The sequence below is a fragment of the Marivita sp. genome (assembly GCF_020055635.1).
In the GTDB taxonomy this organism is placed as follows: domain Bacteria; phylum Pseudomonadota; class Alphaproteobacteria; order Rhodobacterales; family Rhodobacteraceae; genus Marivita.
On sequence record NZ_JAIPUT010000052.1, the window covers coordinates 1 to 16138 of the forward strand.

Here is a 16138-nt window from a genome sequence, read left to right on the forward strand (position 1 = left end):
GGCATCGACGTGACGCTCAGCGTCGGCAACATCCGCGGTGTCGAAAGCCATGGCATGATGGCATCCGAACGCGAGCTGGAACTCAGCGACGAACATGACGGCATCATCGAACTGCCCTCGGGTGAGGTGGGTCAGAAATTCATCGACTGGCTGGCACAGAACGACCCGTCCAAGGTGGATCCGGTGATCGAAATCGCAATCACCCCCAACCGCCCCGACGCGCTGGGGGTTCAGGGCATCGCTCGCGATCTTGCGGCCCGTGGTCTGGGCACGCTCAAGCCCCGCGACGTCGATCCGGTGCCCGCGTCGTTCGAGGCTGACACCAAGGTGGTGATTGACGAGGACACGCTGGATGGTTGCCCGCTCTTCTGTGGCCGGATCATTCGCGGCGTCACCAACGGCCCCAGCCCGCAATGGCTGCAGGACACGCTGCGCGCCATCGGGTTGCGCCCGATCAATTTCCTGGTCGATGTGACCAACTTCTTCACCTATGACCGCAACCGTCCCTTGCACGTCTTCGACATGGCAAAGGTGAGCGGCGATCTTCGTGTGCACCGCGCCACGGGGGGCGAGGACCTCTTGGCGCTGGATGGCAAGACCTACAAGCTCCAGCCCGGCCAGATGGTGATTTCCGACGCGAATGGCCCGGAAAGCATCGCGGGCATCATGGGTGGCGAAGAGACCGGCTGCACCGACGAGACCACCGATGTCTTCGTGGAAAGCGCCTATTGGGACCCGATCCAGATCGCCTACACGGGTCGCGCGCTGAAGGTCAATTCCGACGCGCGCTACCGCTTTGAACGCGGTGTCGATCCGGCCTTCACGCCGATCGGACTGGAACATGCCGTGCGCATGATCGTCGATCACGCAGGCGGCGAAGCGTCCGACATGATCATCGCCGGTGCCGTGCCCGACACATCCCGCGCTTACAAGCTTGATCCCGCACGGGTGATCTCGTTGGTGGGCATGGAGATCCCCGAAGCCGAACAGCGTCAGACGCTGACCGCGCTTGGGTTCCGGCTCGAAGGCAACATGGCACATGTGCCAACCTGGCGGCCCGACGTGATGGGCGAGGCCGATCTGGTCGAGGAAGTCGCGCGCATCGCGTCTCTGACCAAACTGCAAGGCAAGCCGATGCGCCGCATGGACCCCGGTGTCCCCAAGCCGATCCTGTCGCCGATGCAGCGCCGCGAACGTGCGGCACGCCGCACGGCTGCCGCGCTGGGCTACAATGAATGCGTGACCTACAGCTTTATCGACAAGGCGGCAGCAGAGCTCTTTGGGGGCGGTGACGATGCCACGATGCTGGCCAACCCGATCAGCACAGACATGAGCCACATGCGCCCCGCCCTGCTGCCCGGACTGTTGCAGGCCGCTGCCCGCAACCAGGCGCGCGGGTTCATGGACCTTGCGCTGTTCGAGCTTGGCCACGCCTTCCACGGCGGTGAACCCGAGGAACAGCACCTTCAGCTGTCTGGCCTGATGGTCGGTCGTACCGGGCCGAAAGACGTCCATGGCTCGGCGCGCCCCGTAGACGTGTTCGATGCCAAGGCCGATGCCGAGGCGATCCTGTCCGCCATGGGCGCCCCGGCCAAGGCGCAAATCCTGCGCGGCGCAAGCGACTGGTGGCATCCGGGCCGTCACGGCATGATCTGCCTTGGCCCGAAAAAGGTGCTGGGCGTGTTCGGTGAATTGCACCCCAAGGTGCTCAAGGCGATGGACGTCAAGGGACCCGCGGTCGCCTTCACGCTCTGGCCACAGGAAATCCCCTTGCCGCGCAAGACAGGGGCCACCCGCCCGGCGCTGGTGCTCAATGACCTGCAAGCGGTCGAACGGGATTTCGCCTTTGTCGTGGATGCACAGGTTGCGGCGCTCGACCTGATGAACGCCGCGGCAGGGGCCGACAAGGCGCTGATTGCGGATGTCCGGTTGTTCGACGAATTCATCGGCGGCAGCCTAGGCGACGGCAAGAAATCCCTTGCCATCACGGTCCGGCTTCAGCCGACCGGGACCACGCTCAAGGACGCGGATATCGAGGCGGTCGGCAAGAAGATCATCGACAAGGTCGAGAAAGCCACCGGCGGCGTCCTGCGCGGGTAGGACCATAACGAAGGGGGCGGCATATGTATCGATCTGCAAAGTTTTGGGACAAGGTTGCAGACAAATACGCCGCCGCCCCGATCCGCAACGAAGACGCGTATAACGCGACACTGGATCGGGTGCGCGCGCTTCTGAATGCGACGGATACGGTGTTGGAGTTGGGTTGCGGCACCGGGACCACCGCCATCGCTCTCGCGCCCGATGTCAGCCACTTCATCGCCACCGACGTGTCCGAGGCGATGCTGGCCAAGGGGCGGGACAAGGCGCGCGACCAGCAGGTGGAAAATATCGACTTCGTTCAGGCCGATAGCACAGACGCACCTGAAGGCCCGTTCGACGCGGTGCTGGCCTTCAACCTGCTCCACCTGATCGAGGACATGGACGGCGCCTTGTCGGATATCGCCGAGCGCACCAAACCGGGCGGTGTGTTCGTCTCCAAGACCTTCTGCATGCCGGAACGGCGCAACATGATCTGGTGGTTCATCCGGCTTGGCCTGCCGGTCATGCAGGCCATCGGCAAGGCGCCGTATTTCGGCAAGCTGTCGACCGCTGATCTTGATGCAGCGATCACCCACGCTGGGTTTACGATTGTCGAAACCCAGATGGCACCGGGCAAGGATCCCCGCCGCACGGTGATTGCGCGCAGGGCCTGAGCGATTGGCCTTTGCGCCGATCTGCGCTACCCCTTTGGTCATACAGAAGGAGAGACCCATGGGATTGCGCGTTTACCTGTCCGGAGAGATTCACACCGATTGGCGTGACCAGATCATCGACGCCTGCGACGGGCTGGATGTCAGCTTTGACAGCCCCGTCACCGATCACGCGGCCAGCGATGATTGCGGCGTTGCGATCCTTGGTGCCGAAGACAACAAATACTGGCACGACCACAAGGGCGCGATGGTCAACGCGATCCGCACCCGCAAGGGCATCGAAGAGGCGGATGTCGTGGTTGTCCGCTTTGGCGAGAAGTACAAGCAGTGGAACGCGGCTTTTGACGCAGGGTTTGCCGCTGCCTTGAACAAGTCGCTGATCATCCTGCAACAGCCCGAACACGACCACGCCCTCAAGGAGGTGGATGCTGCGGCCCTTGCCATGACGCGCACCCCGCAAGAGGTGGCGCAGATCCTGCGCTATGTGCTGACAGGAAAGCTGCCGTCCTGACCTGCGCCCTGAATGCCGCAATCTGCGGCGGCCTTCCGAAATTTCCCCGTGGATCGTTTCCCGCGGCGTGACAATGACCGTGGCGATGCTATCAAAACGGCGGTCCCGGATGGTGAGCCGGGGCAAGCAATACACGAGGGAAATGAGTAATGATTCAAGAGTTCAAGGATTTCATCGCCAAGGGCAATGTCATGGACATGGCCGTCGGAATCATCGTCGGAGCCGCGTTCACGGCGATCGTGACATCGCTGGTCGGTGACCTGATCAACCCGATCATCGCGCTGTTCACCGGCGGGATCGACTTTTCGGGCTGGTTCTACACGCTTGATGGCAGCGAACACGCCTCTCTGGCTGTTGCCCAGGAAGCGGGCGCGGCGGTGTTTGCGATCGGCAATTTCATCATGGCCGTGATCAATTTCCTGATCATCGCCTTTGTCGTGTTCCTGTTGGTCAAGATGGTCAACCGGATCAAGGCCTCTGCCGAAAAGCCCGAAGATGTCGCGCCGGAGGTGAAAAGCGGTCCGAGCGAACTGGACGTGCTGCTTGAAATCCGCGATGCGCTGAAAAAGGGCTGAGCCCGCGAGGCCGCGGTCTGGCGATGATCCGCCGGACCGGATTGGCTTGCCCCTAGCGCGCTTCAAACCTGTCGGCGCCGACCGGATGGACGGCGCCGAATGTGGGATCAAGCCGCGTTGAGAACCGCTTGCGGCGTCGTGACGTCGATCCCCAACGCCTTGCCGACCGCGTCATAGGTCAGCTGTCCGGCATGGACGTTCAACCCGGCCAGAAGATGCGGATCGTCGGCACAGGCCTGTTTCCAGCCCTTGTCCGCCAGCGCCAGCATGAACGGCATGGTGGCATTGCCAAGCGCGATGGTGGAGGTGCGCGCGACGGCGCCCGGCATGTTGGCGACGCAGTAATGCAGGATGCCATCGACATCGTAGATGGGATCGTCATGGGTCGTGGCCTTGGAGGTCTCGAAGCACCCGCCCTGGTCAATCGCCACGTCCACAAGGGCCGCGCCCGGCTTCATCGTCGCCAGATCGGCCCGGCTGACCAGCTTTGGAGCCGCCGCACCCGGAATCAGCACGGCGCCGACGACCATGTCGGCCAGAGTGATCATCTCGGCGATGTTGGCCTGGCTGGCATAGCGCGTCCTGAAGGTGCCGCCGAACACGTCGTCGAGATAGCGCATGCGGGGCAGGGACCGGTCAAGCACGGTCACGTCCGCCCCCATGCCGGCCGCGACGCGCGCAGCATGAGTGCCGACCACGCCGCCTCCGATGACGAGCACCTGTGCGGGGCCGACACCGGGCACACCGCCCATCAGGACGCCGCGTCCGCCGTTTGCCTTCTGCAAGGTCCAGGCACCCATCTGCGGCGCAAGCTTGCCCGCAACCTCGGACATCGGGGCAAGAAGCGGCAGGCCGCCAGTGCGGTCGGTCACGGTTTCATAGGCGATGGCGGTGCAGCCCGAGGCAAGCAGGTCTTGGGTCTGCGCGCGATCGGGCGCGAGGTGCAGATAGGTGAACAGCACCTGACCTTCGCGCAGCATCTTGCGTTCCACGGCCTGCGGTTCCTTGACCTTGACGATCATGTCCGCAGAGGCAAAGATCTCGTCCGCGGTATCGACGATCTGTGCACCGGCAGCGGTATAGGCCGCGTCGTCAAAGCCCGCGCCGATCCCGGCGCCTGACTGCATCACGACAGTATGGCCGTGAGACACGGCTTCCTGCGCGGCACCGGGCGTCACTCCGACGCGAAATTCCTGCGGTTTGATCTCAGTTGGGCATCCGATTTTCATGATTGTCTCCTCCGACTCTCTTGTCAGGCAGGATGCGCCTCCTGACGTGCAATTGTGTATGGATCTTCGGCGTATCTGACGGCATCCTGCGAAGAGTCTTCGAAGAAAGCTTCAAAAACCGGGGGGAACGTGGCGCATGGCATTGGACGATACGGATCGGAGGATCCTACGCGTGCTGCAACGAAAGGGGCGCATTTCCAATGCCGAACTGGCCGAAGCGGTCCACCTGTCGGCCTCGGCCTGTCACAGGCGCGTGCAACGCCTCGAGGCGGACGGATACATCCGGGAATACGTCGCCTTGCTGGATGCGCGCAAGCTGGGCATGCCGACGACCGTGTTCGTCGAGATCAAGCTGAGCAGACAGGCGGATGACATTCTCGAAGCCTTCGAAAAGGCGGTTTCGCGCGTACCGGATGTGCTCGAATGTCACCTGATGGCCGGAACGGCGGATTACATCCTCAAGATCGTTGCCGAAGATACCGAGGATTTCGCGCGCATCCACCGTCAGTACCTGACGCGGCTGCCCGGTGTGGCGCAGATGCAAAGCTCCTTCGCGCTGCGGACCGTGTTCAAAACAACCGCGCTTCCCGTGTGATTCTGTGCTATCCTTTATCCGTCGGGAGGGATCAGGGATGAGCGAAAAGCACGGCTACGTCGCCTGGAGCGAATTGATGACGCGGGACACCGCCGCGGCCCGGTCCTATTATTCGGACGTCTGCGGATGGGATTACACCGCCATGACGATGGATGGCGGCGCGGATTACTTCGTCGCCCTGTCCGGCGGCAAAGAGGTGGTGGGCATCATGGACATGACGGATGTCCCCGGTTTCGAAGACGTGCCGCCGCACTGGTTTACCTATCTCGGGGTGGCGGATGTCGATGAGGCCGTGAACAAGACGCAGGTCGCGGGTGGAGACGTCATCCGTGCACCGTTCGACGTGCCGGGCATCGGTCGGATCGCGATTATCAAAGACCCCACCGGGGCACCTCTTGGCCTGATTGCCGAGGCCGCGAGCCCCGAACAGGCGCTGTCAAACGGGTGATTTGTGTCTTTTGGCATGACTTGCTAAAATGCCAACATGCGCCGGAGTACCCGCCAGAGATGCGGCCTCCACCATTCATCCCCCGACACACGGAGTATTCATGACCCAAGTTAAAACGGGTGATACCGTAGCGATTCACTATACCGGCACATTGGCTGACGGTTCCACATTCGACAGCTCGACCGGGCGTGACCCGCTCGAGTTCACCGTCGGTGCGGGCCAGATTATTCCCGGCCTTGACGAGGCCATTCCCGGCATGGCCGTCGGCGATACAAAAAAGGTCGATGTGCCTGCGGATCAGGCCTATGGCCAGCGCGATCCGAACGCCCAGCAGGCTGTCCCGCGTGCCGATATTCCGGCGGAAATTCCGCTTGAGCCCGGCACGCAGCTTCAGATGCAGACTCCGACCGGCCAGGTTGTGCCGGTGACTGTGGCCGACGTCAACGAGACCGAAGTGACACTCGATGCAAACCATCCGCTGGCCGGTCAGGACCTGACCTTCGACGTCGAACTGGTCGAGATCAAGGCCGCCTGATTCGGGCAGCCCTTGCATCGGTTCGCAAAAGCGGACCTGGCGTGGGACATCCCCCGCACATCAAGGGTCCCGTCCGGGACCCTTTTTTGCGCCTTATGTGCGAACGCCGGCGAACTGCTCCTGCCAACACGCCCGTTCGTCATCGCTGATCTTGCGGAAGGTCACGTCGGGCACGGTAAAGGCATGACCCGCAGGCAGGGCAACGAGAGCGCTTTCGGCGCTCTCGGGCCAGTCCGCCTTCTCGCTGTGCATTGCGGCCAGGAGTTGGGCCGCGGCATCGGGGATGAACGGGCTGGAAATGATCGCGTAAAACCGGATCAGGTTCAGCGCCATGCGGATCTGCATCGCCGCGGCGGCGGGGTCTTCCTTGAAGGTCGCCCAAGGCGCGGCATCCTGAAGGTATTCGTTGCCCAGAACCCAAAGACCGCGCAGCGCGGCGGCGGATTTGCGCACCTCGATCGCATCCATGTGGCGTTCGTAAACGCGCAGGCCCTTTTCCAGATCCGCGATCAATTGCGCTTCGCGATCTCCCGGCGTGCCCTCCTCGGGGACGGCTTCACCGAATTTCGACCGACAGAACTTGGTCACGCGGCTGGCGAAGTTGCCCAGCACATCGGCCAGGTCCTTGTTCACCGACCCCTGGAAATTTTCCCAGGTGAATTCGGCATCCGAGCTTTCGGGGGCATGTGACAGAAGCCACCAGCGCCAGTAATCGGCGGGCAGGATCTCCAATGCCTGGTCCATGAAGACACCGCGCCCTTGGCTCGTGCTGAACTGGCCACCGTCGTAGTTCAGATAGTTGAACGACTTGATGTAATCCACGAGCTTCCAGTCCTCTCCGGACCCCAGGATCGTCGCCGGAAAGCTGAGGGTGTGGAAGGGCACGTTGTCCTTGCCCATGAACTGCGTATAGCGCACATCATCCGCGCCCCGGTCGGTGCGCCACCAGCGTTCCCAATCGGCATCGGTCTTGCCATGCGCCTCGGCCCATTCGCCCGCGCAGGCGATGTATTCGATGGGCGCGTCGAACCAGACGTAAAAGACCTTGCCTTCCATGCCGGGCCAGTCTTCCTCGCCCTTCTTGACCGGAATGCCCCAGTCCAGATCGCGGGTGATGCCCCGGTCCTGCAATCCGTCACCATCGTTGAGCCATTTCTTGGCGATCGAGGTGGTCAGGATGGGCCAATCGGTCTTGCTGTCGATCCAGTCCTGCAACTTGCCGCGCATGTCGGACTGGCGCAGGTACAGGTGCTTGGTCTCGCGCACTTCCAGATCGGTCGAGCCCGAGATCGCAGAGCGCGGATCGATCAGGTCGGTCGGGTCCAGCTGCTTGGTGCAGTTCTCGCACTGGTCGCCGCGCGCCTTGTCATACCCGCAATTGGGGCAGGTGCCCTCGATATAGCGGTCGGGCAGAAAGCGCTTGTCGGCATGGCTGTAGACCTGCTTTTCGCTCACTTCCCGGATCAGGCCGGCCTCGGCCAGACGCCCGGCCAGATGCTGGGTCAGCCTGTGGTTCTGCGGGCTGGAGGACCGGCCGAAATGGTCGAAGGACAGCCGGAAACCCTTTGCGATCTCGGCCTGCACCGCGTGCATTTCCTTGCAATAGTCCGCCACCGGCTTGCCCGCCTTGGCGGCGGCCAGCTCGGCCGGGGTGCCGTGTTCGTCGGTGGCGCACAGGAACATCACCTCGTTGCCGCGCGCGCGCAGGTAGCGTGCGTAAAGGTCGGCGGGCAGCTGGCTGCCCACGAGGTTTCCGAGATGCTTGATCCCGTTGATATAAGGGATTGCCGACGTGATCAGATGCCGTGCCATGTGGTGTGCGCCCGCGAGTTGGTCTGAAGTTTGGGCCGCTTTACCGGATCGCAGGCGCACATGCCAGAGGATCAGTCCTTTTCGCGACTGCCGCGCAGCAGGCGGATCAGCCCGAACACGTCAGCGCCATGGGCAACAGCGCCGCACAGCACAAGATCGCGAGCAGGTTGTAACTGACATAGGCCGCCGGAGTGAGCACTCCGATCAGAAGCTCTGCCACAAGCGAGGCGCCCATGTCGGCGATCCGGTAAAGACCCATCGCACGGCCGCGGGTCTCGTTGGTGACTTCTGCCTGAAGCCATGCTTCGATCACGGTTTAGCAACCCGCCACGCAGATGCCCGTGGCGATGCGCATGACGGCCCAGGCCTTGGGATCCGGCAAGATCATGTGGGCCATGAATCCGATCGCGCCCAGCACCGTGAAGGCGGAAAAGGTGCGCGCATGCCCCACCGTGCCCATCAGGCGCGGGGCCCACCAGCAGCCGATGAAGAACCCGACGAAATGGGCCGAGCCGAGGAGTCCGATTTCCGCCGTGGTGAATCCCAGCGTGATGCCGGAGATCGCGTCGAGCGGGCCGACGCCGCCGGAGGAGAGCTGCAGCAGGGCAACCGACAGGAACAGCGCGGCGAAGGACAGGGGGAGACGCATGGGGACCAGCGATACCGCATTGCGGGCAGCCTGCGTGGCCTTATTCGACGCCGCATGTCGTTTCCTTGGCCGTTGTCAGGGGTTTTCCCGGAATTCAATCGGCGGGCCGCAGAAATTTCGTACGAAATTTCTCAACCGGCAGAAATTTCGTACGAAATTTCTGTGCAGGACCCCGATGTCTTTTCAGGGAGGGCAAGGTCGCCATAGGTGCCCGTCATCAACCAGTCGCGGGGCGGGGCCATGCGGGCGCGCAGACGGCTGAGGGTCCAATGTTCCGCGCCGTGATGATGGGCGGGTTCGAGCGACCACCGGGTTTCGATCCCCGGCGCGCCGCCTTTTTCCGGCGTCAGCAGCAGCGCCAGCGGTCGGCAGATCCCGGCACCGCAGCCGGCCTCGGCCGCCAGATGCAGCCGGCGGACCGGAACCATGCCGGGCGGCGCGGCCAGATCGGCGATCACCACCGGGGCCTGCCCGTCACGCAGCGCCTCTTCCATCGCCCAGAGCAGCATGTCCCGTTTCTGGGCCAGGACAAAAAGAATCTCGCCGGGATCGACCCAGTCCGCGAGGGCATCGGCGCACAGGGTTTCGGATTGTGTCGGGGTGGAAATCCAGACCAAAGGTCCCCCCGTCCGCGCGGCGAGGACCAGTGCCAGCGTCCGCCGTGCCGATCCGCACAGCTCATGCACGCGGCCAAGGCGCAACGCGACGTCACCGCGCCCCAGCGTGACCTCGGGCGCGGGGCGGTGCGGGCGGCGGGACAGCAGGGCGGCGGCGGTTTGCATGGCATCGGACTATATATGTTCCACTTTTGTTCTCAAGAGATTCGTCGCATCCTGTTCAGGGGCACTTGCCTCCGGACCATGCAGTTGGTCTGGTGCGCAGCAGATTTGCCCCGAAGACAAGGACGTGACCCCCGTGACCCCGTTGCTGCGCGCACCCTGTCTGCCGATGTGCATTGCCATTCCGGCCAAAGCCGTCGATCGGGCAGTCTGTGCCGCGACCCTGCCCCGCGCTGCGATGGCAGTGCTTGCCTCGCAGAAGGGGGCGGAGAGGGCGCCGTTTCTGGCTCCGACGCCGGTTCCCGTGCCATGACCGCTTGGTTGGGGCCCGAGGAGTGGCAGGCGGTCGCGCTGTCGCTCAAGGTGTCGTTCTGGGCGACGGTGCTCAGCCTTCCGGTCGGACTCCTGTGCGCTCTGGCGCTGGCGCGGGGACGGTTCGTCGGACGCGATGTGCTCAACTGGCTGGTGCATCTTCCGCTGGTGCTGCCACCGGTGGTGACCGGGTATCTGCTGCTGTTGAGCTTTGGCCGGCGCGGGCCGATCGGGTCGGTTCTCTACGACCTGTTCGGCATCACGCTGGCGTTTCAATGGACCGGGGCGGCGCTGGCGGCGTCGATCATGGCGTTTCCGCTGATGGTGCGGGCGATGCGGTTGGCGATCGAGGCGGTCGATCCGCGGCTCGAAGAAGCCGCCGCCACGCTGGGGGCAAGCCGGATCACGGTGTTCCGCACGGTGACCCTGCCGCTCATCCTGCCGGGGATCATCGCGGGCGCTGTCCTGGCATTTGCCAAGGCGATGGGAGAATTCGGAGCGACGATCACCTTTGTCTCGAACATTCCCGGCGAGACACGCACCGTGCCCTCGGCGATCTATGCCTTCCTCCAGGTCCCCGGCGGCGAAAGCGCGGCGTTGCGGCTGGTGGCGGTGGCGGTGATCATCGCCATCGGTGCGCTGATCCTGTCGGAATGGCTGTCGCGCCGGGTCGCCAGGCGGATTTCCGGCACATGAGCCTGTCCGTCGACATCACGCGGTCGCTGGGCGGGTTCCGCTTGCAGGCCGCGTTCGACGCTCCCGACGGCGTCACCGTGCTTTTCGGCCGCTCGGGCAGCGGCAAGACCTCGATCGTCAAATCCATTGCCGGGCTGATCGCGCCGGATGCGGGGCGGATCGCTCTCAAGGGGCGTGCCCTGTTCGACCGGGCCAAAGCTGTCGATGTGCCGGTACACAAGCGGCGGCTGGGCTACGTGTTCCAGGACAGTCGCCTGTTTCCGCATCTCAGCGTGCGGGAAAACCTGTGCTACGCGGCGCGGGTCAGCGGCCGCGGCGCGCGCAATCCCGACGAGGTGGGCGACCTTCTGGGCATCCTGCACCTGCTGGACCGGCGCACCCACGCCCTGTCTGGCGGCGAAGCGCAGCGCGTGGCCATCGGACGTGCCCTGTTGTCTGAGCCGGACATCCTTCTGATGGATGAACCGCTTGCTTCGCTCGACGGCCCGCGAAAAGCCGAGATCCTGCCCTACCTCGAGACATTGCAGCGCAAGACGGGCCTGTCGATCCTCTATGTCACCCACAACATGGCCGAGGTGGCACGGCTCGCGACGCATATCGTGCTGATCGACGAAGGCCGCGTCATCCGGTCCGGAGCGCCGGACGAATTGCTTACCGATCCGGACATGGTGCGGCAGCTTGGCATACGGGACGCCGGTGCGGTCCTGTCGGCCACGGTGTCGGCACGGCCGGTCGACGGGTTGAGCGAGCTTGCCATCTCTGGCGGACACCTTTTCCTGCCCGCGATCGACGCGCCTGTCGGGGCGGCGCTTCGCGTGCGTATCCTTGCGCAGGACGTGATCCTGGCCAGAACCCGGCCCGAGGGGATTTCCGCGCTCAACATCCTGCCCGTGCGGGTGCTGGCGGTGCGACGCGGCGAGGGTCCGGGCGTGATCGTCCAGTTGCAGGCAGGGGACGACCGGCTGCTGGCTCGGATCACGCGGCGAAGTGCGGATGCCCTGGCCATCGTCGAGGGTGCGGAGTGCTACGCGGTGATGAAATCCGTGGCCGTTTCGCAAACCGACATCGCGGTCGGCTTGCAGAGCGGGCTTTAGCCGCTACTTTGCGCGCAACCCGAATTGAAGGCCCGAACTGAAGGAACACGCGATGAAGATGAACCGACTGGGCAAGACCGATCTGATGGTCTCGGAACTCTGTCTTGGGACCATGACCTACGGCAACCAGACACCCGAGGCGGATGCCCACAACCAGATGGACATGGCGCTGGATGCCGGGATCAATTTCCTGGATGCCGCCGAGATGTACCCGGTCAATCCGGTTGCCGAGGAGACCATCGGTCTGACCGAGGAAATCCTGGGCAACTGGTTCGCCACGACAGGCCGACGCAACGACTGGATCGTGGCAACCAAGCATTCGGGTGAAGGCATGCAATATGTCCGCGATGGCGCTCCGATCACCAGCGAGTCGGTGCCAAATGCCGTCGAAGGGTCGCTGAAGCGGCTCAAGACGGATCATATCGACCTGTACCAGCTGCACTGGCCGAACCGGGACACCTACATGTTCCGCAAGAACTGGACCTTCGATCCGACATCGCAGGACCGCAGCAGCACGCTTCAGAACATGGCTGACGTGCTGGGTGCGCTGGGCCGCGAGATCGAGAAGGGGCGCATCCGGCATATCGGGCTGTCGAACGAAAGCACCTGGGGCACGGCCATGTGGCTGCGGGTGGCCGAGGCCATGGCCGGTCCTCGGATGGAGACGATCCAGAACGAATATTCGCTGATGTGCCGCATGGCCGATACCGACCTGGCGGAACTGATGGTGAATGAAGAGGTGTCGCTGCTGCCGTTTTCGCCTCTGGCTGCGGGGTTGCTGACGGGCAAGTATCAGAACGGCGCGGTGCCGGAAGGGTCGCGCATGTCACTCAACGGCAATCTGGGCGGACGCAAGACCGACCGGGCCTTCACGGCGGTGGATGCCTACGCCAAGGTCGCCGACGAGGCCGGGCTCGACCTTGCTCTGATGGCGCTGGCGTGGTCGGCGCAAAGACCGTTCGTGGCGTCGTCGATCTTTGGTGCAACCACGTCCGAGCAACTGGTGCACCTGCTTGCCGCGTCCGACATGGCGCTGAGCGGGGACGTCCTGACCGCGCTGGACGACACGCACCGCCAGCACCCGATGCCTTACTAGAGGCGCGCATGTCGGACCGGCCGCTTCAGGGGATCCGCATTATCGAGGTCGAAGGCATCGGCCCCGGCCCCTTCGCCGCGATGATGCTGGCCGACCTTGGGGCGGATGTCATTGTCTTGCATCGCCCGCGCTCGGGACCGGTGGCCGGGCTGTCGGACCGGCCCGTGACGGATCGGGGCAAGCGGTCGATCCTGCTTGACCTGAAATCCGAACCGGATCGTGCGGTCTGTCTGAAGCTGGTGGCGGGGGCGGACGGGCTGATCGAAGGGTTCCGTCCCGGCGTCATGGAGCGTCTGGGTCTTGGGCCGGACGCCTGCCACGCGGTGAATTCCAGGCTCGTCTACGGCAGGATGACCGGATGGGGGCAGGACGGCCCGCTGGCGCATCGGTCGGGGCATGACCTGAACTATATCGCACTGGCCGGTGCGCTCTGGCCCTCGGCGCTCGAAGACGAACGTCCGACCGTGCCGCCGACCCTTGTGGGCGATATCGGAGGCGGCGCGCTGTATCTCGTGGCGGGCATGCTGTCGGGCCTGCTGGCCGCCGCGCGGACCGGGCAGGGGACGGTTGTCGATGCGGCGATTTACGATGGCGCGGCGCATATGCAGAACCTGCTCATGTCGATTGCAGGAGCGGTCGATGACGGCCCGTCGGCGCAGGCCAATCCTCTGGTCGGGGCGCATTGGTCGCGGACCTATCGCTGCGCGGATGGGCGGTTCATCAGCGTCCAGTGCCTCGAGCCGAAATTCTACGCGCTGTTTCTCGAAACGCTCGGGCTGGAGGGTGACACGGATTTCGCGGGCAACCAGTTCGCGCGATCGGCATGGCCACGCCTGTCCGCACGACTGACGGAACGCTTTCTGACGGAACCGTTGGCCCATTGGGTTGCCTTGTTCGACGGCAGCGATGCCTGTGTCGCGCCGGTCCTGTCACCCCGCGAGGCCCATGCGCATCCACAGAATGCGGCGCGCCAGACCTGGCATGCGACCGGGACCGGGCTTCAGGCTGCGGCGGCTCCGCGGTTCGACGGCCAGACGCCGCGGCCCCCGGCACCGATCCCGGAGCGGGGACAGGATTCGGACGCCATTCTGGCAGACCTGCAGACCGGTGACGGGTGGGGCGCGCCGTCCTCGCGTTAGGCCACGGTCTTGCGCAGGTCCGACAGGTGGTCTGGAAGTTCGCGGGCGGTGATGCGCGCCTCGCGCACCAGGTGGTCGAAATGATCCGAAAAGGCGCGCACCCGCTGGGTGTCGCGAAACGCCAGGTAATTGCGCCCGACATAGATCACCGACAGCAACGGGCCGAATACGGTGATCGGGGCCGAAAACAGCTGTCGCGCGTCGAACAGGTAAAGTCGCATCCGCGGATAGAGCGCGGTGGTCAGGTCAAGCCAATGGTCAATCTGCTGGAGCCGCAGCGCCTCGGGCAGGCCGGCGTAATATCCGGTGCCGTCGACAAAGCTGTGCAACTCGTAAAGCGGCATCGCCATCTCGTAATCCGAGGCGGACCGTCGCATCCAGGCCAGGCGGATCGCCGACGCGGTGATCGCCTGCGCGGCGGTGCGGCCAAGATGTGGGCCGTATTCCCAGTTGAGCACGGCATTGGTCTTGAGCATGTCCGGAAGGGCGGCGGGCACATGGCGGATCTTGTAGCCTTCCGCCTCGCGGTGCCAGTCGAAGATCTGCTGGTCCACCAGGGCGCGCGGCGCATTGGTGAGCGTGAGCGCGCTTGCCAGCAGATCAGTCGCGTTCTCGGGGTGCTCTGCCAGACCGAGCAGCCAATCCGCCGACACGCCAAGCGCCTCGGCGCAGGCCCCGACCACGTGGGCGTTGGGAAGGCGCGCGGCATCATCCCTGAGCAGTTGCGAGATCGTCGAACGGTCAACACCGGTTTTGCGCGCCAACGCGCTTTGGGTCGACCCCGCGCGATTGATCGCATCAAGCAGCCGGTTGCGGAAGACGCGGGCACGTTCTCTCTTGTCCATGGTGTGAATATACCAGCCGGTGATAAAAATCACCATATACGATAATTGTGCACTGTATTCAGAATTTCTGAACCCTGGGTCCGTGGCGTATCGTGACGGTTGAAACCTTCAGGATAGTTGCATGAATGATACCCTTCTGCCGCAAAGGGCAGGATTCCAACGTGTTGCGGAATGGCCGACGATCGCCGTGCTGGCCGGAACCTACGGGCTGTGGGCGCTTGCCACGGTGTGGATGGCCGACTGGTCGGTGGCGGGCGCCATCCTGTTTACCGTCCTGGCCGGGGCGCAGCATTCGTCACTGACCCACGAAGCCCTGCACGGACACCCGACCCGCAACGCGACGCTGAATGCGGCGCTGGTGTTTCCGGCGCTGACGCTGTTCGTGCCCTACCTGCGGTTCCGCGACACGCACCTGGCGCATCACCGGGACGAGACGCTGACCGACCCGTATGACGACCCCGAGACAAACTACCTCGATCCGGCGGTCTGGGCGGCGCTTCCGGCGTGGCGCAAGGGGGTGTGTCGTTTCAACAACACCCTGGCCGGGCGATTGATCCTCGGCCCGATCCTTGGGCAGCTGAGCTTCATGGCGGCGGACTGGCGCCTGATCCGACACGGCGACCGGCGCGTGCTGGAGGGGTGGCTGCTGCATGTTCCGGCAGTTGGCGTCGTGCTCTGGTGGATGAGCACTGTCGCCACCCTGCCTCTCTGGGCGTGGCTGCTGTCGGTCTACCTGTCGCTGTCGATCCTCAAGCTGCGGACCTATCTTGAACACCAGGCGCATGACCGCACCCTGGCGCGCACTGCCATTGTCGAGGACCGGGGGCTGTTTGCGCTGTTGTTTCTAAACAACAACCTGCATGTCGTGCACCACATGCATCCCGGCGTGCCGTGGTATGCCTTGCCTCGGCTCTACCACGCGCGGCGGGCGGATTTCCTGCACGGCAACCTTGGCTACCGCTATCGCACCTATGCCGAGATCGCCCGCAAGTACCTGTTCCGGGCCAAGGATCCGGTCCCGCATCCGCTTTACCGGGATGGACAAGACGGTTGATCTGAGGCCATAGGGGCGG

Annotated in this window: 16 protein-coding genes and 1 pseudogene; 12 read left to right on the forward strand and 5 right to left on the reverse strand. The window is 64.1% G+C overall.

Going from position 1 to position 16138, the window contains the following annotated elements; translation table 11 throughout:
• From pheT to mscL, 4 genes are all read left to right on the forward strand, one after another.
• The coding region (gene pheT, locus LCF60_RS18795; RefSeq protein WP_292293917.1) for a phenylalanine--tRNA ligase subunit beta at positions 1-2100 on the forward strand (2100 nt) is incomplete at its 5' end.
• A 23-nt stretch (positions 2101-2123) separates the two neighbouring features.
• On the forward strand, positions 2124-2753 hold the full coding sequence (locus LCF60_RS18800; RefSeq protein ID WP_292293918.1) for a class I SAM-dependent methyltransferase: 630 nt from the start codon (positions 2124-2126) through the stop codon (positions 2751-2753).
• A 58-nt stretch (positions 2754-2811) separates the two neighbouring features.
• Positions 2812-3261: a YtoQ family protein gene (locus LCF60_RS18805; RefSeq protein ID WP_292293920.1), complete on the forward strand. Its 450-nt coding sequence runs from the start codon at positions 2812-2814 to the stop codon at positions 3259-3261.
• A 149-nt stretch (positions 3262-3410) separates the two neighbouring features.
• Positions 3411-3836, forward strand: a complete 426-nt coding sequence (mscL, locus tag LCF60_RS18810; protein WP_292293922.1) for a large conductance mechanosensitive channel protein MscL — start codon at positions 3411-3413, stop codon at positions 3834-3836.
• Positions 3837-3943: 107 nt separating this feature from the next.
• Here the strand turns inward: mscL and ald are convergent, their stop codons facing one another.
• Positions 3944-5065, reverse strand: coding sequence for an alanine dehydrogenase (gene ald, locus LCF60_RS18815; protein ID WP_292293923.1), 1122 nt, complete (start codon positions 5063-5065; stop codon positions 3944-3946).
• Positions 5066-5201: 136 nt separating this feature from the next.
• Between ald and LCF60_RS18820 the strand changes: the two genes are divergently transcribed.
• The 3 genes from LCF60_RS18820 to LCF60_RS18830 all read left to right on the forward strand — a co-directional run bounded on the left by LCF60_RS18820 (position 5202) and on the right by LCF60_RS18830 (position 6643).
• On the forward strand, positions 5202-5660 hold the full coding sequence (locus tag LCF60_RS18820) for an Lrp/AsnC family transcriptional regulator (protein ID WP_292293925.1): 459 nt from the start codon (positions 5202-5204) through the stop codon (positions 5658-5660).
• Positions 5661-5697: 37 nt separating this feature from the next.
• Positions 5698-6108, forward strand: a complete 411-nt coding sequence (locus LCF60_RS18825; protein ID WP_292293926.1) for a VOC family protein — start codon at positions 5698-5700, stop codon at positions 6106-6108.
• Between the two features lie 100 nt (positions 6109-6208).
• Entirely contained in the window at positions 6209-6643 is a 435-nt protein-coding gene (locus LCF60_RS18830; RefSeq protein WP_292293928.1) for a peptidylprolyl isomerase, read from the forward strand.
• Between the two features lie 93 nt (positions 6644-6736).
• Here the strand turns inward: LCF60_RS18830 and metG are convergent, their stop codons facing one another.
• From metG to LCF60_RS18845, 3 genes and pseudogenes are all read right to left on the reverse strand, one after another.
• Positions 6737-8455 (reverse strand): methionine--tRNA ligase, encoded by a 1719-nt coding sequence (metG, locus tag LCF60_RS18835; RefSeq protein ID WP_292293930.1) that lies wholly within the window; start codon positions 8453-8455, stop codon positions 6737-6739.
• A gap of 118 nt (positions 8456-8573) precedes the next feature.
• Positions 8574-9104 (reverse strand): annotated as a pseudogene (locus tag LCF60_RS18840) (MFS transporter); the annotation flags it as partial.
• 131 nt (positions 9105-9235) lie between these two features.
• Positions 9236-9886, reverse strand: a complete 651-nt coding sequence (locus tag LCF60_RS18845) for a hypothetical protein (RefSeq protein ID WP_292293931.1) — start codon at positions 9884-9886, stop codon at positions 9236-9238.
• Positions 9887-10192: 306 nt separating this feature from the next.
• Here LCF60_RS18845 and modB point away from each other — a divergent pair, with 306 nt between their 5' ends.
• From modB to LCF60_RS18865, 4 genes are read left to right on the forward strand one after another with little or no spacing between them, the layout of a single operon-like run.
• Positions 10193-10891, forward strand: a complete 699-nt coding sequence (gene modB, locus LCF60_RS18850; protein ID WP_292293933.1) for a molybdate ABC transporter permease subunit — start codon at positions 10193-10195, stop codon at positions 10889-10891.
• Positions 10888-11985: a molybdenum ABC transporter ATP-binding protein gene (gene modC / locus LCF60_RS18855; protein WP_292293935.1), complete on the forward strand. Its 1098-nt coding sequence runs from the start codon at positions 10888-10890 to the stop codon at positions 11983-11985. Before modB ends, modC begins: the two co-directional genes overlap by 4 nt.
• Before the next feature lie 52 nt (positions 11986-12037).
• Positions 12038-13081: an aldo/keto reductase gene (locus LCF60_RS18860; protein ID WP_292293936.1), complete on the forward strand. Its 1044-nt coding sequence runs from the start codon at positions 12038-12040 to the stop codon at positions 13079-13081.
• 8 nt (positions 13082-13089) lie between these two features.
• Positions 13090-14220: a CaiB/BaiF CoA-transferase family protein gene (locus tag LCF60_RS18865; RefSeq protein WP_292293937.1), complete on the forward strand. Its 1131-nt coding sequence runs from the start codon at positions 13090-13092 to the stop codon at positions 14218-14220.
• Here the strand turns inward: LCF60_RS18865 and LCF60_RS18870 are convergent.
• Entirely contained in the window at positions 14217-15101 is an 885-nt protein-coding gene (locus LCF60_RS18870; RefSeq protein ID WP_292293938.1) for a helix-turn-helix transcriptional regulator, read from the reverse strand. The two genes, LCF60_RS18865 and LCF60_RS18870, sit on opposite strands and share 4 nt — an antisense overlap.
• 85 nt (positions 15102-15186) lie before the next feature.
• Between LCF60_RS18870 and LCF60_RS18875 the strand changes: the two genes are divergently transcribed.
• A complete protein-coding gene (locus LCF60_RS18875; protein ID WP_292293940.1) occupies positions 15187-16119 on the forward strand; it encodes a fatty acid desaturase in 933 nt (310 codons plus the stop codon).
• Positions 16120-16138: the final 19 nt, after the last annotated feature.